Genomic DNA, 21,927 nt, shown 5'->3' on the forward strand with positions numbered 1-21,927 from the left:
ATTTACCTATTGACTGTGGTGAGTTGACCCGGAAGTTCGGGTAATCCAATTTTTGCCGCTCGAAGCACGCCATCGAACTCGGTATATCCCCATCCGGTTTCGAACGGACCACTGATATTCGGGTGATTGATTTTTTGACGCAAGCACAGATGAGAATCGTCGAATGCTTTCCTTTGTGCGGCTGTCATGTCCCGCTTGAGAGCATTCACCTGATCTTGCGTCATTGGTTTTACCTGTGACAGCGGCTTTCCAGACATGTTTTTGTAGTACAGAACCGTATCGTTACGCACATCGGTGCGCTCGATATTGAAGACGATCTGTTCCTCTCCTCCTCGCAAGAAATGATCGGGCAGACTGGCCTTCCTCTGGCTTGCTGCCTTTCCGCGCCACACATTCAGTGTTTCGCCGGCCTTGATGTCATAGATGACGAACTGCCCGTCCGGGTTCCAATCCGGCCACACCGCCAAATGTTCGCGCCATGCGGCCTTCGGGTCCGGGGCACTCTGCAGCTTTTTAAAAATGGCTTCCGTGACCCAGCAATCGCTCATGGCACGGCTGGATGGGCCGATCACCCGGTACAGGCGAGCAGGCCCCCGGATCACATGTTGTGCCAGCGTATGGAAGGACTCGATACTTTGGTCGGAAAGATTAGGAAAGCGGTCTTTTTCAGGTATCAGTCGACCATTGGCATCAGTATTGGCACTGGCATTTCTAACCATAGTGCGGCGATCTTTAGCCACCAAACTCTCAAAGAGTTCCTCGCCGTCTTTGCTCAGCCATTTAGGCGGATACTTTCTCATCAGGGCCACTGCAGACGCCTCAGGCAAGTTGCCACGAAAGTGAATGTTCGCGACGTCGACAATTCCTCTTTGTTTGGCCAGCGCCTCCTTTTCCAGCCGCAGCACGATACTATCCAGCAAATCCTGAACCGGCCTGATCGCGCCTGCGAAGTGCTCATTCGCCATCATGCGGATACGCCTGACATCTTCCAGCGTGGCGGTCGCCTTCTTGCCGACCACAGGTATGATCTCGACCTTGCCCACCAGCCCCTCGATGACACCGATTCCCCGGTCGAACGCACGCATGAGCTCCCCGACATTCACCTTGGCGCGCACGGCCCGGATTTCGGTCGCCAACCATTTGAAGATCTCGTCAATCTTGCTCACACTGATATAGCGCTGCACGTCCCTGCGCCGCAAAAAGGTAATTACCCATGTCATCCCCGCATCGACGGCTTTGGCCGCAGCCGTGCCGCCATGGTGCCGAATGAAGGCAAAGAAAATCTTGAGTACACCTTTGACCAGTGAACCCAGGGTTGGGAACAGGCCAATCAGGGTGAGCACGAGCGCGACCCAATTCCACATGTCGCGTGCGTCGCGCGACAGCTTCCTGACATTGGCAACCAGGTCGCGCATGTCGCACAACTGGTCCACCAGAGGAATCATCGATACGGCGGTATCGAAGAGAATCTGCGCCGTCGAGCGCTCGTCGTTGAAGTCGCCTTCGATCGCTTCCCACAGCCACACGAAAGGATTGGTACTCGGTTCCTTGGCCTTGCTGGTGTCGTTCGTCGCCCAGGCCAGGGCGTCGCGCATCGGTGTCGTCGCTACGTCGCTCATGCCGGCCCCCTATCCTTTGAGAATCTCTTCGAGCCGGGGCGCCAACACCGGCGGCACCGGCTTGCGCGGCTTGTACACGATTTTCTTGACGGGCTTGTTCAGCACGTTTTCATGGCGCGCCTTGCCGTCCTGGTCCAGGGTCCCGGTCAGCATCGGACCGCCCGCAAAGTGGATCTCGTAGTCAGCGCCGGCAATGCTTTCGTTCGTCTCGGGGTCCAGATAGTGCAGCGCGATCCAGTGCTGCGCCTCTTGCGCAAGCTCGCCTGGCAGCTTCGGGATATTGGCGGTCTGGCTCGCACCGCCGTCGAACACATGCTGCCCACCCTTCACACTGAACGTCCCTGGGCAGGCAAACGTGATATCCCCACCCTCCAGCGTCACCGCCGACTGTCCCGCCTGCAGCACGATCTTCTTGCTCGCCTTGATCTCGATCCCGTCGTTGACCGACATCACCACCACTTCCTTGTCCGCCAGGATCTCCAACTGATCGGTATGCGCCTGCAATGACACCGGTCCGTTCGCGGCAATCGCCTGGATACCGCCGCCGTGGATGAAAAAACTGGCCGCCTGCCCCGCCACCGACGACACCGTGTGTGCCGCCGCGATGTGCAGGTCCGACTGCGTGGTCCAGTGCAGTTGCCGGCCCGCGTACAACACCGTGGATGCCGGTGTGGCCCAGTTGATACCGGCCGCCGATTCCATCAGCACAATGGCGGCGCCGAATTTCTCGACCGGCTGGCCGGCGTCCGGCGTGCGCGTTCCGGGCTGGGGTTTCAGGGCCGCCTGGCCGTTGACGGCGCCCGTGTACTTGCCCTGCTGCTGCGGATCGAGCTGGGCGATGAAGGCGCGCTGTGCTTCGGCCGCGGCGCTGCTGTAGAGCGCCCCCTGCTGCGCCGCGGCGCCGGCCAGTGCCTGGCCAAGCGCGTGCGCGCCCTTGAACATCGACAGCGCTTCGGCCACGTCCATCTGGGTCGAGGTGATGCCGCTGCCGAGCGCCGGGCGGCGGCTGGTCGACAGCAGCACGCCTTCGGCGCCGCGCACCACGGCCCAGGCGTCGGTGCGCAGTTCGAAGCCGCTGCCGCGGTAGGCGCCGCGCACGGCCGAGGCAGGCGGCTGGTCGACCAGGTAGCCGAGGTTCAGTTGGCTGGCGGCGCTGCTGGTCGCCAGCCGGGTGCGCAGCTGGCCCGGGGTGTCGTCCAGCTGCCATTGATTGAAGCCGCTGCCGTCGAAGTTGTGCGTGTGGATACCGGACAGGACGCCCGCGTGCCCGGCATCGGCGTCGACGCCGGCGGCGAACGGCGGCGTATCGGTGCCGTTGTAGAGCTGGGCCACGATCACCGGGCGGTCGATGTCGCCTTCGATGAAATCGACCAGCACTTCGGTGCCGATGCGTGGCGTGAACAGCGTGCCCCAGTTGGGTCCCGCCAGCGCTTCGGCCACGCGCACCCAGGTGCCGGAAGTCTCGTTGCCGGGGGCGTTGCCGCGGGCGTCGGTGTCGTGGGACATGCCGCCCGGGTTCGGCGCGGCGCCGCGCTGCCATGGAAACTGGATGCGCACCTGGTGGTCGCGGGTGCTGGTGGCGATGCCTTGCGCCAGGCCGACCACCAGCGCCGTCTGCGGGCCGGGTGCGCTGCGCGGACGCGGCGCCGCGGCGGCGCCGGGCACGATCGGGACGGTGTCGCGCACGCAGGCAAAGCGGTTGCGGTAAGTCCCGCCGTCGATGCCGTCCTGGGTGGCGCGCCGGATGCCGGTCCGGAAGTTGTTGCGCGCCTCGTGCTCGACCCACAGCACCGTGAACGCGTTGGCGCCGGCCGGATAGCGCTCATGCTGGGTCAGCTGGAAGGTGCAGCCGGCTGCCAGGCGGCGCACCGCGCCGGCGCCCTCGAAGTCCTTGTTGTCCAGCTCCAGCGCCTGCAGCATCAGGCGGCTGCGCAGGTCGGCGGCCTCGCGGCCGGCCACCATGCGCTCGCCGCTGCCGTCATAGACCGGCATCGACGGCAGCGCGCCCGCATCCAGGCCGGAATGCCGTTCGGCGGCGGGCGCCAGCAGTTGCGCCGGATCCCAGCTGCTGATACCGGCGGCATTGGCGGCGAGCCGGCGCCGCGCGCCGAAGGCGTCGATGGTGTCGTCGCGCTCGGTGGCGCGCACGCCGTGAAAGCGCAGCACGTCGCCGTCCGGCGTAGGCGGGAGCGCGGCGCGGCTGTCGAAGACGATGAGCCGATGGCGCGCCTGGCCGTGGTCATCGAGGTCCGCGTCCTGCGCCTGTTCGTGCTCGAAGCGCCAGCTCAGGCCTTCCGAAGCCAGCACGCGCATGAAAAAGGCGAGATCGCTTTCGCGGTACTGGGTACACACCGGGCGCACTGCCAGCGGCTGGGTGAGGTCGAAGTCGAAGCGGACCTGCGGATAATCGCGCAGCAGTTCGGTGACGATGGCGCGCGCATCCTGGTCCTGGAAGATGTAGCTGTCGCGGCGCAGTGCCAGCAGACACAGGGCCGGTTCCAGGCGCAGGCGGTAGCGCGCCACGCCGCCGTCGGCGCCCAGCCAGCCTGCGCCGGTGCAGATGCCGTGCCAGGCACGCCGGCTGCCGTCCGGCTGCAGCAGGCCGATCGTGAGTTCTTCGCCGAGGAATTGCGCCAGGTCGAGATCGGCCGAGGTGCTCAGCGCGTCGACGTCGAAGCAGAACAGGGCATTGACGGCCTCGAAGCCGCGGATGGCTTCGACGGCCAGCGATTCGGACAGGCCGCTGTCGTGGGCGCTGGCCAGGGTGAGCAGGCGCGCATGCTGGCTCAGGCCGGCGCCGGACAGCGCGGCGGTGTCGAACGGGACATTCATCGGGTGACCGCCATGGCGCAGGCTCCTTCACGATCGCAAAAGCCGATCTTATGAAGGGACACCCTCCCCCGGAATGCGCGATCTCAATACCTCAAGGAAATTTCCTTACCACAATCAATCGCCCGTCCGGACTGGAGCGGACTTACAACAGTAGATGTAACAGTCAGCAAAACAGACACCCGTCAAATTGCATCCATGATAATCTACAATACCAATCTACAATATCCATACGACAACATGACTTACCCTTCCGTTTCCCTTCATTCAGCACACCGGGGGCAGCCATGAGTGGTGGCATGCGTTTGCTTTCCCTGCTCGCCGGTGGCCTGGTGCTGGTCGTACCGCCGATGCTGATGCCGATGGCCACTGACGTGCCGCTCGGGACCGTCATGGCCGGCATCCTCGGCATCGTCATGGTCGCCTCGACCTTCTTTTATGTGGGTGCGGCCGGCAGGAAAATGCGCCGCGGCGGCCAGGCGCGCATCGTGGGCGCCGCCCTCCTGATGGTGCCGGCGATCGCCGCACTGGCGACGATTGCCACGCGCCGCGACGAGCCGCTGCTCTGGGGCAGCGGTGCCTTGCTGGTATTTACGATCGTCCTGTTCCTGCACTTCGTGATCATGCCGACGCTGGACCCGCGCCAGCGCCCGATGCGCGAGCATGAACGCGAACGCCTGGAACCGTCGGCCATCTGATGCCGGTGCCGGCAGCAGACTGAGCGTCCTTACTGCGGCTTGCGCGGCAAGTGGCGCGCAAGATGGCGGTCGAGCGCATTCGCGAATTGCTGGCGGTCGGCCTGGCTGAAGGCGGACGGGCCGCCGGTGTCGACGCCGCCGCTCCTCAACTCTTCCATGAAGGCACGCATCGTCAGCTGTTGGGCGATATTGTCCTTGGTGTAAAACTCGCCGCGCGGATTCAATGCAAATCCGCCCTTCTCCAGCACCCGCGCCGCCAGCGGAATATCGCCGGTGACGACCAGGTCGCCCGGCGCCAGGCGTTCCACGATTTCGGTATCGGCCACGTCCAGGCCGCTCGGCACCTGCAGCGCGCGGATGAAGCGCGAGCCAGGCACCCGGATCAGCTGGTTGGCGACCAGGGTCACCTGCAACTGCAGGCGATCGGCCACCCGGAACAGGATCTCCTTGATCACGCCCGGGCAGGCGTCGGCGTCGACCCAGATCTCCATCAGCGCACAGACCTCATGCGGTAGGCAGGTTGTCCCACAGGTCACCCGTGGGGCTGATGCGCGGCGCGGACACGCCGAAGTGTTTATATGCCAGCGGCGTGGCGATGCGCCCGCGCGGGGTACGCTGCAGGTAGCCCTGCTGGATCAGGTAGGGTTCGAGCACGTCTTCGATGGTGTCGGCCGCTTCGCCGATCGCTGCCGCCAGGTTGCCGATGCCGACCGGGCCGCCGGCAAACTTGAACAGCACCGCTTCCAGGAGTTTACGGTCCATCACGTCGAAGCCGACCGTGTCGACGTCGAGCATCTTCAGCGCGCGGTCGGCCATGTCCTTGGTGATCTCGCCGTTGCCCTTCACTTCCGCGTAGTCGCGTACGCGGCGCAGCAGGCGGTTGGCGATACGCGGCGTGCCGCGGGCGCGCTTGGCGACTTCGCAGGCGCCCTCCTCGTTGATCGGAGCTTCCAGCAAGGCCGCGCTGCGGGTGACGATCTTGGTCAGCTCTTCGACGTTGTAGAACTCGAGGCGGGCGACGATGCCGAAGCGGTCGCGCAGCGGGTTGGTCAGCATGCCGGCGCGGGTGGTGGCGCCGACCAGCGTGAACGGCTGCAGGTCGAGCTTGACCGAGCGCGCGGCCGGGCCTTCGCCGATCATGATGTCGATCTGGTAGTCTTCCAGCGCCGGATACAGGATCTCCTCGACCACCGGCGACAGGCGGTGGATCTCGTCGATGAACAGGACGTCGTTGGCTTCCAGGTTGGTCAGCAGCGCCGCCAGGTCGCCCGGGCGCTCGAGCACCGGGCCCGAAGTCTGGCGCAGGTTCACGCCCATCTCGCGCGCGATGATGTGGGCCAGCGTGGTCTTGCCCAGGCCCGGCGGACCGAACAGCAGCGTGTGATCCAGCGCTTCACGGCGCTTGCGGGCGGCGTGGATGAAGATTTCGAGCTGGTCGCGGATCTTGGATTGGCCGACGTATTCGTCCAGGTGCTTCGGGCGCAAGGCGCGCTCGATCGCCTCCTCGTTGGGCGAGGCCGGTTCCGCATCGATGATGCGCTGCTCGGTGAAGTTGTCGGTCTGGATACTCATTGTTGCTCTCTAGTTTACGCTTTTGACAGGGCCTTCAGCGCCAGCTTGATGCCGTCGGACACGCTGGTGCCGGCCGGCATGGTCTTGAGCGCAGCCAGCGCTTCCTTGTCAGAATACCCCAGTGCCAGCAGCGCGTTCATCACGTCCGCCTGGGCGTCGTCGCGTGCGACCACGCCGATGTCGGCGCCCAGCTTGCCCTTCAGTTCCAGCAACAGGCGTTCGGCGGTCTTCTTGCCGATGCCGGGTACCTTCACCAGGCGGCCGGCTTCCTGCAGCGTGACCGCCTGCGACAGCTCGGCCACCGGCATGGCGGACAGGATCGACAGCGCGGTGCGGGCACCGATGCCGGTGATCTTGATCAGCTGGCGGAACACGGCGCGGTCGCTGGCGGTGCCGAAGCCGAACAGCAGGTGGGCATCCTCGCGCACCACGTAATGGATGTGCAGGACGACCTTCTCGCCGGTGTGCGGCAGGTTGTAGAAGGTACTCATCGGTACGTCGACTTCGTAGCCGACGCCCTGGCAATCGACCAGCACTTGCGGCGGATTTTTTTCCAGGAGGATTCCAGACAGACGACCGATCATCGGTGACCTTTCAATAATGGGGGCGGTTTAGACCAGGCGGCCGTTCTTCATGTGCAGGCTTGACGCGCCCGGCGACAGCGAACCGATCAGCGACAGCGCATCATGGCTGTGCGCATGGCAGATCGCCACCGCCAGCGCGTCGGCCGCATCGCTGCCGGGCAGGCCGGGCAGCTTGAGCAGGCGCGCGACCATGTCCTGCACCTGCGCCTTGGTGGCCTTGCCGGTGCCGACGACGGCCTGCTTGATCTGGGTCGGCGTGAATTCGGCGACGTCGAGGTCGGCCCCGACCAGCGCGGTGATCGCCGCCCCGCGCGCCTGGCCCAGCAGCAGCGTGGATTGCGGATTGACGTTGACGAAGACTTTTTCGATGGCGGCGCACGCCGGCCGGTAAGTGGCGACGACTTCGCCGATGCTGGCGAGGATCACCTTCAGGCGCGGCGGCAAGGCGGTTTCGCTGCCGGTCTTGATGGTGCCGGACGCGATGTAGCGCAGCCGGCTGCCCTGCTTTTCAATAACCCCGAACCCTGTGGTGCGCAGGGCCGGGTCGATGCCGAGAATAATCATCTTCGAATGTTATACCGGCCAGGGTGTTTCGTGGGAAAAATACTGTGTAAAAATACAGGTCGTGGCGACAACGCCGCCACGACGTAGGGTAGATAGGGCGCCTCACCGGCGACCTATCTACCCTACCAAATATCAGTGGCGGAAGTGACGGGTACCAGTGTACAGCATGACCACGCCACGCTCGTCCGCCGCGTCGATCACTTCCTGGTCGCGCATCGAGCCGCCCGGGTGGATCACGCAGGTCGCGCCGGCGTCGACCACCACGTCCAGGCCGTCGCGGAACGGGAAGAAGGCGTCCGAGGCCACTGCCGAACCGCTCAGCGACAGGCCGGCGTTCTGGGCCTTGATCGAGGCGATGCGGGCGGAGTCGATGCGGCTCATCTGGCCGGCGCCGACGCCGAGGGTCATGCCGCCGGCGCAGAACACGATCGCGTTCGACTTGACGTACTTGGCCACGCGCCAGGCGAACAGCAGGTCCTGCAGCTGCTGCGGGGTCGGCTGCAGCTTGCTGACCACGCGCAGGTCGGCCAGGCCGACGTCGCGCGCATCCGGCGATTGCACCAGCAGGCCGCCGCCGACGCGCTTGACGTCGAAGGCATTCTGGCCGTTACCCAGGGCGATCTCGAGCAGGCGCACGTTCTGCTTGGCCGCCAGGGTCGAGAGCGCTTCCGGGGTAAAGACCGGGGCGATGATCACTTCCACGAACAGCTTGGCGATCGCTTCCGCGGCACGGCCGTCGACCGGCACGTTGAAGGCGATGATGCCGCCGAAGGCCGAGGTCGGGTCGGTCTTGAGGGCGCGCTGGTAGGCGTCCAGCGCATCGGCGCCGATCGCCACGCCGCACGGGTTGGCGTGCTTGATGATCACGCAGCCGGCCGGCTGCTCGAAGCCGCCAAGCGACTTCACGCATTCCCAGGCCGCGTCGGCGTCGGCGATGTTGTTGTACGACAGTTCCTTGCCCTGCAGCTGACGGTAGTTGGCCAGGCTGCCGGCCGCCGGCTGCAGATCGCGGTAGAAGGCGGCGCTCTGGTGCGGGTTTTCGCCGTAGCGCATGTCCTGGACTTTTTCGAAGTGCAGGTTCAGCGTCTGCGGGTAGGCGGCGCGGGTGGTGTGCTGCTTATCTTCGCCCAGGCTGGTCAGGTAGTTGGTGATCGCGCTGTCGTACTGGGCGGTGTGGGCGAAGACTTTCTTGGCCAGGCGGAACCTGGTGTCGTAGTCAATCTCGGCGCCCGCTTTCATTTCAGCCAGGATGACGTCGTAATCGGCCGGATCGACCACCACCACCACGTCGCGGTGGTTCTTGGCTGCCGAACGCAGCATGGTCGGGCCGCCGATGTCGATGTTCTCGATAGCTTCTTCCAGCGAGCACTGTTCTTTGGCCACGGTCTGCTGGAAGGGGTACAGGTTGACCACCACCATGTCGATCTGCGGAATGCCGTGCTCTTCCAGCTTGGCGACGTGTTCTGGAAAATCGCGACGGGCCAGGATGCCGCCGTGCACCTTCGGGTGCAGGGTTTTCACGCGGCCATCGAGCATTTCCGGGAAACCGGTGTAGTCGGCAACTTCGGTCACGGCGACGCCATTGTCCTGCAGCAACTTGGCAGTGCCGCCGGTGGACAGGATGTTCACGCCGAGCGCGGACAGCGCGCGCGCGAAATCGAGCACGCCGGTTTTGTCGGAAACGGAAATGAGGGCTTGTTTGATCATGGGGAAGGCCTGTTGATGAAAGATGGTGCGGTGCTGTTGTTGCTCCGTACATCGGACCACGGCCGACGCGGCAGGTTTCAACAACTGCACCGCCCCGGCCCTCCGTCGGCGGATTACAGCAACCCGTGCTCCTGCAACTTCTTGCGCAAGGTATTGCGGTTGATGCCCAGCATCTGGGCCGCGTGCGACTGATTGCCTTCGGCACGTGTCATCACGACTTGCAAGATCGGTTTTTCGACGGTCAGGAGCATCATGTCATAGATATTCGACGGTTTTTGCTCGCCCAGGTCGTTGAAATAGTCTTCGAGGCTTTTCTGTACGACTTCCTGGATACTTTCTTTGCTCATATCTGCTGCTGTGTCCTGGTTAATATGCTGCTTTTGGCAACAACGTCTCCGAATCTCTTTTTCTTGTTATTTATTAAGCGGCAATCGCATCCTCGGTCGAATGCGCGGGCCGGTATTGTAACCGCTCCCCGTACCGATGTTGTGATTTGAAAAATTCATCGACGGCGGCCAGCTGGTCGGCGGTCGATTCCAGCAGGTTCATGCGCTGGCGGAATTCCTCGCCACCCGGCAAATCCTCGACATACCAGCCGATATGCTTGCGCGCGGTGCGCACGCCCAGGTATTCGCCATAGAACGCGTAGTGGGCCGGCAGGTGCTCGTTCATCAGTTCACGCACTTCGTCGACCCGTGGCGCCGGCAGCAGCGCGCCGGTGCGCAGGTAATGATCGACTTCGCGGCAGATCCACGGGCGGCCCTGGGCGGCGCGGCCGATCATCACGGCATCGGCGCCGGTGTAGTCGAGCACGAATTTCGCCTTTTCCGGGCTGGTGATGTCGCCGTTGGCCACCACCGGAATCGACACCGCCGCCTTCACCGCTGCGATGGTGTCGTATTCGGCATCGCCCTTGTAGCCGTCGGCACGGGTGCGGCCGTGCAGGGTCAGCATCGCGATGCCGGCCTGCTCGGCCATGCGGGCGATGGTCAGGGCGTTCTTGTTTTCGCGATCCCAGCCGGTACGGAACTTCAGCGTGACCGGCACGTCGACCGCGTTCACCACGGCGTCGAGGATGCGCTGTACCAAGTCTTCGTGCTGCAGCAGGGCCGAGCCGCACCAGTTGTTGCACACCTTCTTGACCGGGCAGCCCATGTTGATGTCGATGATCTGGGCGCCGCGCTCGACGTTGAACCGGGCGCAATCGGCCAGGTCCTGCGGATCGGCGCCGGCGATCTGCACCGCCTTCGGCTCCATCTCGCCGGCGTGGTCGGTGCGGCGCGCGCTCTTTTCGCTGGCCCACAGGCGCGGGTTCGAGGCCGCCATCTCCGACACCGCATAGCCGGCGCCGAGTTGCTTGCACAGCTGGCGGAACGGACGGTCGGTCACGCCGGCCATCGGGGCGACGAAGACATTGTTGCGAAGGAGATAAGGACCAATTTGCACGGCAGAAAACCACAAGCGTCGACGGGAACTCGCTATTTTACCCGAAGCTCTGCCTAATTTCTCAGCACATTTTTTTGGCGGATTGTTGCGTACGCGATATAAATCGCTTGCAAAACCGGCCGCGTCTCTAATAACGGCGTGGATGGGCTTCAGGTCAGCTCATCCAGCACCGCCGGCCGCAAATGCTCGACCTCGCCCCAGCTGGTCGAGCGCAACACCCCCTCCTCCAGCACGAACCGGTTGACGCTCGCATTGAACACCTTGAAATCGCGCGGCGTCTCCAGCGGCAGCCCGCGCGCCAGCCGGTAGGCGCACTCGAGCACGCCGCCATGCGCCACCAGCGCGATCGTTTTGCCGGAATGCTCAGCCCCCAGCGCCAGGATGGCGGCAGTAGCGCGCTCGAAAAAGGCGCGGAAGGTTTCGCCGCAATTCGCGCCCGGCGGCAGTTCGGCATCGACGTCGCGTGCCTGCCAGGCCGCGAACTCGCGTGGGTAACGCGCTTCGATCTCGGCATACAGCAAGCCCTCGAAACCGCCGTAGCAGCGTTCGCGCAAGCCGGGATCGATGTGCAGCGGCATGCCGCGCAGGCCGGCGATCGCCTGCGCGGTCTGGCGTGCGCGCATCAGATCGCTGGAGACGAGGACGTCGAGCGGCTCGGTTGCCAGCGCCGCCGCCAGCAGCCGCGCCTGGCGTTCGCCTTCGGGATTCAGCGGAATGTCGAGATGGCCCTGCAGCCGGCGCTCGGCGTTCCATGCGGTTTCGCCGTGCCGGATCAGGAGGATGGTGGTGGGTGCGGTAGTCGGCAATAGGTGCATCGGATGGATTATTCTTGGGGCAGGATGGCCGCAATCTCGGGATTCAATGAATACACGCCGAAGATGCTGGCCTCGTCGAGGATGTGGCCCTTGATCGCCAGGCGCGCTTCCTTGCCGGTGAAGCGGCCGTCGAGCGGCAGGCGCGGGATGTCGAGCGCATACAGGGTGAGCACGTAGGTGTGCGCGCGCTCGTCGTTCCAGGGCGGGCATGGACCGTCGTAGCCATAGTATTCGCCGGCCATGTCGGGGTCGCTCGCGAACCAGCCGGTGTAGTCGTTGACGCCATGGCGCAGCTGGTGCTCGGTGCCGTTCTTGATCGTGAACGGCACCAGCGGGCCGCTCTTGCCGCCGGGCGTGACCATGTCCGAGAACAGGCCTTCGGCGAAGGCATGCAGGCTGACCGGGATGTCGACCAGGGCCCAATGATAGAAGTCGGTGCGCGGCAGCGCGTCGGCCACCACGCGGCCTTCCTGGTTGACGTCGGTGCCGACGGTGGGCACGTCCAGGTCGTGGCACAGCAGCACCAGCGACTCGGTGCCGGCCGGGACGTCGTCCCAGGCGACGTGCGGGCTGCGGTTGCTCGACAGCCTGATGTGGCTGGCGGGATCGATGGCGGCAAACGCGCAGCGCGATGGAATCGTGCCGCCTTCGGTAAAGGAATCACTCCAGATCTTCATTGTCGCCCCCTGCTCGCTCTCCGCTGGCCGCGTTCCTCTTATTGACTACGGCGGCCCGCCCTGGTTTCAAGTTTTCAAGCCGATGTCCTGGGTGGATCAATCCGAAGCCAGAAGGTCACCGGTCCGTCGTTGGTGAGCGTTACCTGCATGTCGGCGCCGAACTGGCCTGTCTCGACGATAGCGTGGCGTGCGCGCGCCTGGCGCACGGCATGGTCGAACAGGCGCCGCCCGTCCGCCGGCGCCGCGGCCGGCGAAAACGAGGGGCGCGTGCCGGAGCGGGTATCGGCCGCCAGCGTGAACTGGGGCACCAGCAACAGGCCGCCTTCGACATCGGCCACGCTGCGGTTCATCTTGCCGGCCTCGTCCGAAAACACGCGGTAGCCCAGCAGCTTGCCCAGCAGCGCATCGGCTTCGCGCTCGGTGTCGCCCTTTTCGGCGCACACCAGCACCATCAGGCCGTGGCCAATGGCGCCGATGACGGCACCGTCGACGCTGACGCTGGCGGCACTGACGCGCTGGAGCAGGCCGATCATGCCGCGCCGAGGATCACGCGCGCGAACTTGCGCTTGCCGACCTGCAGCACGAAGGTACCGGCCTGGACCTGCAAACCCTTGTCCGACACCACCGTGCCGTCGATGCGCACGCCGCCCTGGTCGATCATGCGCATGGCTTCCGACGACGAGGCGCACAGGTTGGTCTGGCGCAGCAGTTGCGGCAGCCCCAGCGGCGCACCGCCGACACTGACTTCCGGCACGTCGTCCGGGATGCCGCCTTTCGAGCGGTTGACGAAGTCGGCCAGCGCATCCTCGGCCGCCTGCTGCGAGTGGAAGCGCGCCACGATTTCCTGGGCCAGTGCCACCTTGGCGTCGCGCGGGTTCTTGCCGCCCTCGACCTCGGCGCGCAGCGCGGCCAGGTCCTGGATCGAGCGGAACGACAGCAGCTCGTAGTACTTCCACATCATGACGTCGGAAATGCTCATCAGCTTGCCGAACATGGTGTTGGCCGGCTCAGTGATGCCGATGTAGTTGTTCTTCGACTTCGACATCTTGTCAACGCCATCCAGGCCTTCCAGCAACGGCATGGTCAGGACGCACTGCTGCTCCTGTCCGTAGTCTTTCTGCAACTCACGGCCGACGAGGAGGTTGAATTTCTGATCCGTTCCACCTAGCTCAAGGTCTGATTTCAAAGCCACTGAATCATAACCTTGCATCAGCGGGTAAAGGAACTCATGCACCGCGATCGGGGTCCCACTCTTGTAGCGTTTGGTGAAGTCGTCGCGCTCCATCATGCGCGCCACGGTGTAGCGCGAGGCCAGCTGGATCATGCCGCGCGCGCCGAGCGGGTCGCACCACTCGGAGTTGTAGCGGATTTCGGTGCGGGCCGGGTCGAGCACGAGGGAAGCCTGCTTGAAATAGGTCATCGCATTGGCTTCGACCTGCTCCTTGGTCAGCGGCGGACGGGTGGCATTGCGGCCCGACGGATCGCCGATCATCGAGGTGAAGTCGCCGATCAGGAAAATCACCTGGTGACCCAGGTCTTGCAACTGGCGCATCTTGTTCAGCACGACAGTGTGGCCAAGGTGCAAATCGGGGGCGGTCGGATCCAGGCCCAGCTTGATGCGCAGCGGGGTGCCGGTTTTTTCGGAGCGTGCCAGTTTCTGGGCGAATTCGCTTTCGATCAGCAGCTCGTCGACGCCGCGCTTGGTAATGGCAAGGGCTTCCTGGACCGCGTCGCTGAGAGGAAGAAGCGCAGGGCTGGCAGCAGATGTTGTTGTTTTGGCATTACCAGAAAGCTCTTGGGAAGTCATATATTTCGTGTAGGAATTTGGCTAAAACGGTTGTAGGACGCCGTATTTTGATATAATTCGCGATCCCGTCAATCTTGCCGCATGAAAAGTTTCAAAGACGACTAGACTAAGAAAAACAATAAAAGAGAGTTGGGCTTGGACCTTGAAGCGGTAAATTTTAACTGATTGCATGAATCCAATACAGAAAATCACCGGTAAGCTCTGGTTCGGCCTGGTCAACACCAGCCGTAAAACCCGTATCGTCGCCGGCGGCGCCACTGCCCTGGCCCTGGCTGCCTTCGGTGCGACCGCAGTTGCGCCGATCTCCCAGGACCCGGCCGACATGCCGACCAAGTCGGTTGCGGAAGACCTCCAGCTGCCCAACCTCTCCGACCAGATCGCTGCCCTGCAACAGAACGAGCAGCAATTCATCCACGAAGAACGCATCCGTGCCGGCGACTCCCTCGGCTCCGTGTTCACCCGCCTCGGCATCGAAGACCAGCAAGCCCAGGCCTTCGTGCGCAAGGACAAGCTGGCACGCAGCATCCTCAGCCTGAAGACCGGCAAGCGCATCCAGGCGGAAACCGACGAGAACGGCCTGCTGCTGACCCTGCGCGCCACGATCGCCGTCGGCAAGGACAGCTTCAACACCGTCACCATCACCCGCAAGGGCGAACAATTCGTCTCGGCCAAGACTCCGGCCGAACTCGAGCGCCGCGTCGAAATGCGTTCGCGCGAAATCACCAACGGTTCGCTGTACTCCGCTACCGACGCCAACGTCGACGGCGGCCAGATCCCGGACCAGGTGGTCAACCAGATCGTCGAGATGTTCTCGACCAACATCGACTTCCGCGGCGACCTCAAGAAGGGCGATCGTTTCAACGTCGTCTATGAAAACTTCTACCAGGACGGCGAACTGGTCCGCACCGGCCGCGTGCTGGCCGGCGAGTTCATCAACCGCGGTGTCGCCTACCAGTCGGTCTGGTACGAAGACCCGGTCACCCACCAGGGCGGTTACTACAGCCTGGACGGCAAGGCGCTGAAAAAAGCCTTCCTCAAGTCCCCGGTCGCCTTCACCCGCATCTCGTCGGGCTTCTCGATGCGCGTGCACCCGGTCTTCAACGTCTGGAAAGCGCACAAGGGCATCGACATGGCTGCCCCGATGGGCACCCCGATCCGCGCCTCCGGCGACGGCACCGTCGACTTCGCCGGCACCTCGAACGGCTACGGCAACCTGGTCGTCCTGAAGCACTGGTCGAACTACAGCACCGCCTACGGCCACATGAGCCGTTTCGCCAGCGGCCTGCGCCGCGGCCAGCAGATCCACCAGGGCGACATCATCGGCTACGTCGGCGCCACCGGCTGGGCCACCGGCCCGCACCTGCACTATGAATTCCGCATCGGTGGCCAGGCAGTCGATCCGATGGGCCTGAAGAACCTGCAGCAACAGCCGCTGACCACCGGCGAACTGTCGCGCTTCAAGATGGCTGCCGCCGACATGTCGCACCGCTTCTCGCTGCTGACCCCGGCCGGCAACACGATGGCTGCACGCTGATCGTCAGCGGCTAACGAGCTGAAACAAGGGAGCGCCTTGCACTGCTGACAGTGCAAGGCGCTTTTGCTTTGGACCGCCAGCTTGTACCCTCTATTTATATATTAGACGAGACCGCATCATGGCCGCCTCTTCCCTCTACATCGGACTGATGTCCGGCACCAGCCTGGACGGCGTCGACGGCGTGCTGGCCGATTTCCACGGCCGCGGCATCCGAACGCTCCAGGCCGCCTTCACACCCTTCCCGCCCGCGCTGCGCGCCGAACTCATGGCGCTGCAGGCAGCCAGCCACAACGAACTCGAACGCGAGGCACTCGCCGCGAATGCGCTGGCGCGCTGCTACGCCGATTGCGTGCAGCAACTCGTCGCCCTGGCGCCGGGACCGGTGCGCGCCGTCGCCGTGCACGGCCAGACCATCCGCCACCGTCCGGAACGCGGCTTTACGCGCCAGACCAACAACCCGGCACTGCTGGCCGAGCTGACCGGCCTCGACGTCATCGCCGACTTCCGCTCGCGCGACGTCGCCGCCGGCGGCCAGGGCGCACCGCTGGTGCCGGCCTTCCACGAAGCGCGCTTCGGCAAGCGTAACCAAGTGCGCGTGGTGGTGAATATCGGCGGCATCGGCAACATCAGCGTGCTGCACGGCGACGGCCGGGTCAGCGGCTTCGACACCGGCCCGGGCAATGTGCTGATGGACTTGTGGATCGCGCGCCACCGGGGCCAGGCCTACGACGCCGACGGCGCCTGGGCGGCGACCGGGTCGGTCAACGATGCGCTGCTCGCAAGCCTGCTGGACGAGCCCTATTTCCGCCAGCCACCGCCCAAGTCGACCGGGCGCGACCTGTTCCATGGAGAATGGCTCGACGCCAAGCTGGCCATGTACCCGGGCCTGGCGCCGGCCGACGTACAGGCCACGCTGACGCGGCTGACGGCGGTGTCGATCGCGCAGGCGATCCGGGAAGCCATCCGCCATTGGGCGCCGGCAGCCGTGTATGTGTGCGGCGGCGGCGCCTACAACGGCGTGCTGCTGGACGGGATCCGGCAAGCACTGGGCGGCGCCATCCCGGTCGAATCGACGGACACGCTGGGCGTGGCGCCGAACCGGGTCGAGGCGCTCGCCTTTGCCTGGCTGGGCTACCGTTTCATGCGGCGCCAGCCGGGCAACTTGCCGGCCGTGACCGGCGCGGCGGGCTTGCGGGTGCTGGGGGCGCTGTATCCCGCTTAGCGCAGGCTGATGGCGACCCGCGCGCCTGCAACTTCCCGATTGCGGTTCAATCAGCCTCGTGCCATTCCTGGCACCCGTTGACTGGTTCGGTGGAGGGCGTGATGGCGGGATGGATCGAGCAACTGGCGGGCGCACTGGTGATCCTTTGCACCCTCCTCGACATTTTTCTCACTGCCCTGTACGCCAAGATCGGCGCGCACGGCGCCAGCCGTGCCGGCGCCGGCATCATCAGCCTGCGGGTCGCGCGCGCGACCTGGTGGCTATTCCGGCACATCACAGGCCGCCTGCCGGTCAACCGCGACGCCGCCTGGTCGTTTTGCGGGGCGGTGACCGTGGTCTGCCTGGTGCTGGTGTGGTCGGCGCTGCTGGCGCTCGGCGCGGCCCTGATGCTCCACCCGGCGCTCGGCGAAGGCGTGCGTTCGAGCAGCAGCCCGCATGTGCGCGACTTTCTCTCGGCCCTGTACGTCGGCGGCTCCAGCCTGTCGATCGCTTCCAGCAGCGACTTTTATCCGCAGACGGGCTTTTATCGCCTGCTGTACCTCGTCAACGCACTGATCGGCACGGCCAGTATCTCGGTGACGATCACCTATGTCCTGCAGATCTATAGCGCAGTACTGCAGCGCAATGCCCTCGGCCTGAGCCTGTACGTGATGACAAAAAGCACGGCCGACCCCGCCGTGCTGCTTTGCGGCCTGGGGCCGCAAGGCCGGTTCGACGCCGGTTATACCATCGTGGCCAACCTCGGCTCCCAGCTGACAGCCGTCAAGGAGGCGCACCACCTGTATCCCCTGCTGTTCTTTTACCGGCCCTACCAGCCGGCCAACTCGATCCCGCAGATCGCCTTCATCGCACTCGATATGGTCGCGCTGCTGCGCAGCGCGCTCAACGACGACGAATACCGCTGGCTCAAGGAATCGGCTGCGGTGGAGAACCTTGGCGGCATGGCGTCAATCCTGGTCAGGACCCTGGAAGGCACCTTTCTCCCCGGCGCCGCACCGGATACCCACGACGGCGAGGCGCAGGCGGGCCAGCCCGATGCGTGGGACGCGCGCTACCGGGCGGCGCTGCGCCAGCTCGAACAGGCAGGCATCCGCGTACGCGCCGACCGGGACGCCGGCGCCCAGCAGTACGCACGGATGCGCCAGGCATGGCATCCCTACGTCGAGCGCCTGGCACGCTACATGGACTACGACATGGCGGTGATCGACCCGGCCACCGCCAGCGCATGCAATGTCCGGAAATGATCGAAACCGGTCCGCCGGCGAGCAGCGCGCAGCATGCCCCACGGGGAAAATAGGGCTCTATACTTCACCAGAGAAGGAAAGCGCCCATGAAAACATGTCTGATTGTGATCGATGTCCAGGAATCGTTCCGCCACCGCCCTTATTTCACCGAAAACGGCTTTGAGGCCTATCTGCAGGCCCAGAATGCCTTGATTGCCGGCTGCGACGAGCGCGCCATCCCCATCGTCCGCGTCCTGCACAGCGACGGCCCGGCGCAGGCGGATAATCCGTTCGCGCTCGAGTCCGGCCACGTGGTGCCGATGCGCGGCCTGCGCGCATTCGCCCCGGCCACCAGCTTCCTGAAGCGCCGCCACAGCGCGCTGGTGGGGACGGGACTCGAGGTCTGGCTCACCGGACAGGGTATCGGGCGCCTGATCGTCAGCGGCATCCGCACCGAGCAGTGCTGCGAGACGACGACGCGCCATGCGTCCGATCTCGGCTGGCATATCGATTTCGTCACCGATGCCACCCATACCTTCGACATGCGCCAGCCGGATGGCAGCCCCTTGCGCGCGGCCGACATCAAGTCGCGCACGGCCACGGTCCTGAGCGGGCGTTTCGCCACCTTGTGCACGGTGCAACAAGCCCTGGCGCGGGCCGCATGATCGACGTGCTCTTCCTGCTGTTGCCGGACAGCCTGATCCTGGATTGGGCGGGTCCGGCCGAGGCCCTGCGCACGGCCAATGGACTGATGCGCAAGCAAGGCAAGGCCCCACTGTTTTCGCTGCGCTTTGCGTCGCCGCGGCCGGAATCGACCACCTCGGTCGGCGTGCAGCTGGCCGGGCTCGAAGCGCTGCCGGTAGCGCTCGGGCCGCACGCCAGCTGGGTGGTGCTGGTAGGGCAGACCGGCGCGCGCATCGGCATCGACGCCCCCGACACGCGCGCCCTGCTCGACTGGCTGCGCCCGCTGCAGCTGGCGCAGGGCCGCCTGGAACTGGTCACCATTTGCGCCGGCGCCGTCCTGGCCGCCCATGCGGGTTTGCTGGCGGGACGGCGCGCCACCACCCATCACCATCACCTCGACGAATTGCAAAGCGTGGCGCCGGCCTGTGACGTGGTGCGCAACCGGGTCTTCGTGGAAGACAGCCCCGTCTACAGCAGCGCAGGCGTCACCACCGGCATCGACCTGATGCTGCACCGCATCGGCGCCGTGTGCGGTCCGGCGCTGGCGGCCCAGGTGGCGCAGACGATGGTGGTGGCGCTGCGGCGCGGTCCGCACGATCCCGAGCTGTCGCCGTTTCTCAGCTATCGCCACCATATGCACCCGGCGCTGCACCGGGTGCAGGATGCCGTCAGCCAGTCTCCGGGAACGGACTGGTCGGTGTCCGCCATGGCGGCGGTCGCCCATACGTCGCCACGCCACCTGACGCGCTTGTTCGTCGAGTATGCGCAGATCGCGCCGCTGCAATACCTGCGCCGGATCCGCCTGGCGGTGGCGCAGACGGCGCTGGCGTCAGGCGACAGCGTGACGCAGGCGGCAGCGGCGGCCGGATTCAGTTCGGATACCCAGCTGCGCCGCGCATGGCACCATTTCGCGCTGCCCGGTACGCCCTCTGACCCTGGGGACCCGCTTGCGGGCTAAGGTGCCGGCGGCCGGTCGATGATCCGGAACTCCCCGCCCAGGTGCATCATGCTCATCAAGTACAGCATGCCGTCGAAATAGCGCTGCTCGCCGGCCGGCACCGGCGTGTCCCACAGCGCTTTCAGGAAGGCGTCGGGTACCTGGCCTGGCGTCGCCGCCAGGCCGCCCACCGCGGCCGCCGCCAGCATGCCGGTCGAATGCCGGGTCGACATCGGCTTGCCGTCCAGCGTGTAGCGATCGGCAAAGCGGGCGATGCCCTGCCCGGCCAGGAAGGTTTGCACGCGGTCGCTGAGTGCCGTCTGTCTCGCATCCTTGCCCCACCAGCTGTAATCGACCGACCAGTTGCTGATGGTGCGCCAGCTGTCGTAGCTGAAGGCGCCGGGCGTGCCGTCCCACATCGGCAGCGGCGTGCCGTCGAAGTCGGCGCGGTCCGGCCCCAGTCCGGTCTGCGCGTGGGCGGTCTTGACGAAATAGTCGCGGCTCACGGCGGCGGCGCGCGCCCAGAACGCGCGTTCCTCGGGCGGCGCCCAGCGCGCCCACAGCTCGTAGAAGGCCGGCAGGTGGTAGGACGGGTCGCTGCCCGGGATGCTGGTCTCGGGCACGAAGCGCACCATCGCATGGGTTTCGTCGACCATCGGACCGACCGTCACCTGGCGCGGCGCGTGGTTCGGACGGTGCGGCGGCCATGGCTTGCCCTCTTTCGCCGCCTGCGCCTGCTCGTTGCGGTTGTTCGGGCTGGGCCAGGGCATGTCGGGCTCGACGAAGGGCGGATCCTGCGGGTGGATGCGGAAAGGCGTGGTGGCGCTGACGAGCGGGTGATGGCGCATGCCGCGCAGGATGGCGTCGGCTTCCTTCTGGTAGTTGTAGATGCCCTTGCCGTTGCCCCAGCGTTTCGCTGCGAAGTACAGGGCCATCACATAATATTCCTCGCCGTCGGGCGCGGCGCCGACCGCACGCGCGCTGCCGTCGGTGCCCATCGACCAGGCGAAATAGCCGAGCGACGGATTGGCCGGATCGGTCGTCTGCATATAGGTCTTGGACCAGTTCCACAGCGCATCGAACTCGCGCTTTTTCCCCAACTGGACCGCGATCATCATGCCGTAGCTCATGCCCTCCGAGCGGGCGTCGTTGTTGGCCCAGTCGGTGACGTAGGCCAGCGGACCGTCGGCGTTGGCGCCGGTCTCGAAATAGATGCGCTGCTCCTGGCCGTCACCATGGAACAGCTGCTGGAAGGCGCTTTCGATCTTGCGGTGGGTGTCCTGCGGGCTGACGCCGAGGCGCTCGGCCAGCAGGTTGCGGTAGCGGCGGGTGCGATAGGCGCCGCTACCATCGTCCAGCTTGGCGGCCTGGGCGGTGGCTAAGGCGGGTGCGGCGGGAACCGCAGGCGCGGCGAACAGGGTGATTGCGGTAACACCGAAGATCAGGAGCGACTTGGCAGGCATGGGCGTTTTCAGGTTGAGGGCATGGATGCCAGTCTAACCTTGACGCATTTCATTGTCATTCAATAATTGTTTGCGCAAACACCCAACAGTCCGATGATGAAAACAAAAAGGCCGCGCCGGCAATGCCGGGGCGGCCTTTTAAGGCAGCAAGTGCTGGACGGTCTTACATCGAGAACGAGGAACCGCAACCGCAGGTCGAGGTGGCGTTCGGGTTCTTGATGACGAACTGGGCGCCTTCGAGGTCGTCCTTGTAGTCGATCTCGGCGCCGACCAGGTACTGGTAGCTCATCGAGTCGATCAACAGGGTGACGCCGTTCTTTTCCATCGCGGTGTCGTCTTCGTTGGTGATTTCATCGAAGGTGAAACCGTACTGGAAACCCGAGCAGCCGCCGCCCTGCACGAACACGCGCAGTTTCAGGTCGGGATTGCCTTCTTCTTCGATCAGTTGGGCGACCTTTTGCGCTGCGCTGTCCGAGAAGTTGATGGGAGCCGGGGGGGCGTCTTGCGGCTCTTGCGAGCGGTGCAATTCGGCGATTGCGGTCATGG

21 protein-coding genes are annotated in these 21,927 nt (G+C 64.9%); 6 read left to right on the forward strand and 15 right to left on the reverse strand.

Annotated features, from left to right (window positions below; translation table 11 throughout):
- Positions 1-2: 2 nt before the first annotated feature.
- Positions 3-1,619 carry a hypothetical protein gene (locus FBX97_RS27315; protein ID WP_141838734.1) on the reverse strand — a complete coding sequence of 539 codons (1,617 nt, stop codon included), beginning with the start codon at positions 1,617-1,619 and terminating at the stop codon, positions 3-5.
- 9 nt (positions 1,620-1,628) lie between these two features.
- Positions 1,629-4,451: a type VI secretion system Vgr family protein gene (locus FBX97_RS27320; RefSeq protein ID WP_141838736.1), complete on the reverse strand. Its 2,823-nt coding sequence runs from the start codon at positions 4,449-4,451 to the stop codon at positions 1,629-1,631.
- A gap of 296 nt (positions 4,452-4,747) precedes the next feature.
- Here FBX97_RS27320 and FBX97_RS27325 point away from each other — a divergent pair, with 296 nt between their 5' ends.
- Positions 4,748-5,146, forward strand: coding sequence for a hypothetical protein (locus FBX97_RS27325; RefSeq protein WP_141838738.1), 399 nt, complete (start codon positions 4,748-4,750; stop codon positions 5,144-5,146).
- A 29-nt stretch (positions 5,147-5,175) separates the two neighbouring features.
- Here the strand turns inward: FBX97_RS27325 and FBX97_RS27330 are convergent, their stop codons facing one another.
- The 11 genes from FBX97_RS27330 to tyrS form a co-directional block, all read right to left on the reverse strand.
- Positions 5,176-5,637 (reverse strand): YaiI/YqxD family protein, encoded by a 462-nt coding sequence (locus FBX97_RS27330; RefSeq protein ID WP_141838740.1) that lies wholly within the window; start codon positions 5,635-5,637, stop codon positions 5,176-5,178.
- Between the two features lie 13 nt (positions 5,638-5,650).
- On the reverse strand, positions 5,651-6,718 hold the full coding sequence (gene ruvB / locus FBX97_RS27335; RefSeq protein WP_141838742.1) for a Holliday junction branch migration DNA helicase RuvB: 1,068 nt from the start codon (positions 6,716-6,718) through the stop codon (positions 5,651-5,653).
- Between the two features lie 14 nt (positions 6,719-6,732).
- Positions 6,733-7,302 carry a Holliday junction branch migration protein RuvA gene (gene ruvA / locus FBX97_RS27340; RefSeq protein ID WP_141838745.1) on the reverse strand — a complete coding sequence of 190 codons (570 nt, stop codon included), beginning with the start codon at positions 7,300-7,302 and terminating at the stop codon, positions 6,733-6,735.
- Between the two features lie 27 nt (positions 7,303-7,329).
- Positions 7,330-7,866, reverse strand: coding sequence for a crossover junction endodeoxyribonuclease RuvC (ruvC, locus tag FBX97_RS27345; RefSeq protein WP_141838748.1), 537 nt, complete (start codon positions 7,864-7,866; stop codon positions 7,330-7,332).
- A 132-nt stretch (positions 7,867-7,998) separates the two neighbouring features.
- On the reverse strand, positions 7,999-9,573 hold the full coding sequence (purH, locus tag FBX97_RS27350; protein ID WP_141838751.1) for a bifunctional phosphoribosylaminoimidazolecarboxamide formyltransferase/IMP cyclohydrolase: 1,575 nt from the start codon (positions 9,571-9,573) through the stop codon (positions 7,999-8,001).
- A 113-nt stretch (positions 9,574-9,686) separates the two neighbouring features.
- A complete protein-coding gene (locus FBX97_RS27355; RefSeq protein ID WP_056447956.1) occupies positions 9,687-9,920 on the reverse strand; it encodes a helix-turn-helix domain-containing protein in 234 nt (77 codons plus the stop codon).
- A gap of 73 nt (positions 9,921-9,993) precedes the next feature.
- The gene (gene dusB / locus FBX97_RS27360; protein WP_141838753.1) at positions 9,994-11,019 is read right to left on the reverse strand and encodes a tRNA dihydrouridine synthase DusB; all 1,026 of its coding nucleotides are present in this window, start codon (positions 11,017-11,019) and stop codon (positions 9,994-9,996) included.
- A 149-nt stretch (positions 11,020-11,168) separates the two neighbouring features.
- On the reverse strand, positions 11,169-11,834 hold the full coding sequence (locus FBX97_RS27365) for a histidine phosphatase family protein (protein ID WP_141838755.1): 666 nt from the start codon (positions 11,832-11,834) through the stop codon (positions 11,169-11,171).
- A gap of 8 nt (positions 11,835-11,842) precedes the next feature.
- The gene (locus FBX97_RS27370; RefSeq protein WP_141838758.1) at positions 11,843-12,511 is read right to left on the reverse strand and encodes a YbhB/YbcL family Raf kinase inhibitor-like protein; all 669 of its coding nucleotides are present in this window, start codon (positions 12,509-12,511) and stop codon (positions 11,843-11,845) included.
- A gap of 74 nt (positions 12,512-12,585) precedes the next feature.
- A complete protein-coding gene (gene dtd, locus FBX97_RS27375) occupies positions 12,586-13,044 on the reverse strand; it encodes a D-aminoacyl-tRNA deacylase (protein WP_141838760.1) in 459 nt (152 codons plus the stop codon).
- Positions 13,041-14,318, reverse strand: coding sequence for a tyrosine--tRNA ligase (gene tyrS, locus FBX97_RS27380; RefSeq protein WP_141838762.1), 1,278 nt, complete (start codon positions 14,316-14,318; stop codon positions 13,041-13,043). The genes dtd and tyrS overlap by 4 nt, the downstream gene beginning before the upstream one ends.
- Positions 14,319-14,487: 169 nt before the next feature.
- Between tyrS and FBX97_RS27385 the strand changes: the two genes are divergently transcribed.
- From FBX97_RS27385 to FBX97_RS27405, 5 genes are all read left to right on the forward strand, one after another.
- A complete protein-coding gene (locus FBX97_RS27385; RefSeq protein ID WP_141838764.1) occupies positions 14,488-15,852 on the forward strand; it encodes a peptidoglycan DD-metalloendopeptidase family protein in 1,365 nt (454 codons plus the stop codon).
- A gap of 118 nt (positions 15,853-15,970) precedes the next feature.
- Positions 15,971-17,074, forward strand: a complete 1,104-nt coding sequence (locus FBX97_RS27390; RefSeq protein WP_141838766.1) for an anhydro-N-acetylmuramic acid kinase — start codon at positions 15,971-15,973, stop codon at positions 17,072-17,074.
- A gap of 101 nt (positions 17,075-17,175) precedes the next feature.
- On the forward strand, positions 17,176-18,318 hold the full coding sequence (locus tag FBX97_RS27395; protein ID WP_141838768.1) for a two pore domain potassium channel family protein: 1,143 nt from the start codon (positions 17,176-17,178) through the stop codon (positions 18,316-18,318).
- A gap of 86 nt (positions 18,319-18,404) precedes the next feature.
- Positions 18,405-18,962, forward strand: a complete 558-nt coding sequence (locus tag FBX97_RS27400) for an isochorismatase family protein (protein WP_141838770.1) — start codon at positions 18,405-18,407, stop codon at positions 18,960-18,962.
- A complete protein-coding gene (locus FBX97_RS27405; RefSeq protein WP_141838772.1) occupies positions 18,959-19,939 on the forward strand; it encodes a GlxA family transcriptional regulator in 981 nt (326 codons plus the stop codon). The genes FBX97_RS27400 and FBX97_RS27405 overlap by 4 nt, the downstream gene beginning before the upstream one ends.
- Here the strand turns inward: FBX97_RS27405 and FBX97_RS27410 are convergent.
- On the reverse strand, positions 19,936-21,381 hold the full coding sequence (locus FBX97_RS27410) for a glycosyl hydrolase family 8 (RefSeq protein WP_141838774.1): 1,446 nt from the start codon (positions 21,379-21,381) through the stop codon (positions 19,936-19,938). The two genes, FBX97_RS27405 and FBX97_RS27410, sit on opposite strands and share 4 nt — an antisense overlap.
- A 163-nt stretch (positions 21,382-21,544) precedes the next feature.
- On the reverse strand, positions 21,545-21,925 hold the full coding sequence (gene erpA / locus FBX97_RS27415; RefSeq protein WP_141838777.1) for an iron-sulfur cluster insertion protein ErpA: 381 nt from the start codon (positions 21,923-21,925) through the stop codon (positions 21,545-21,547).
- Between the last annotated feature and the right edge of the window lie 2 nt (positions 21,926-21,927).

Origin of the sequence: Herbaspirillum sp. SJZ107 (assembly GCF_006715485.1) — a bacterium.
GTDB lineage: Bacteria > Pseudomonadota > Gammaproteobacteria > Burkholderiales > Burkholderiaceae_D > Telluria.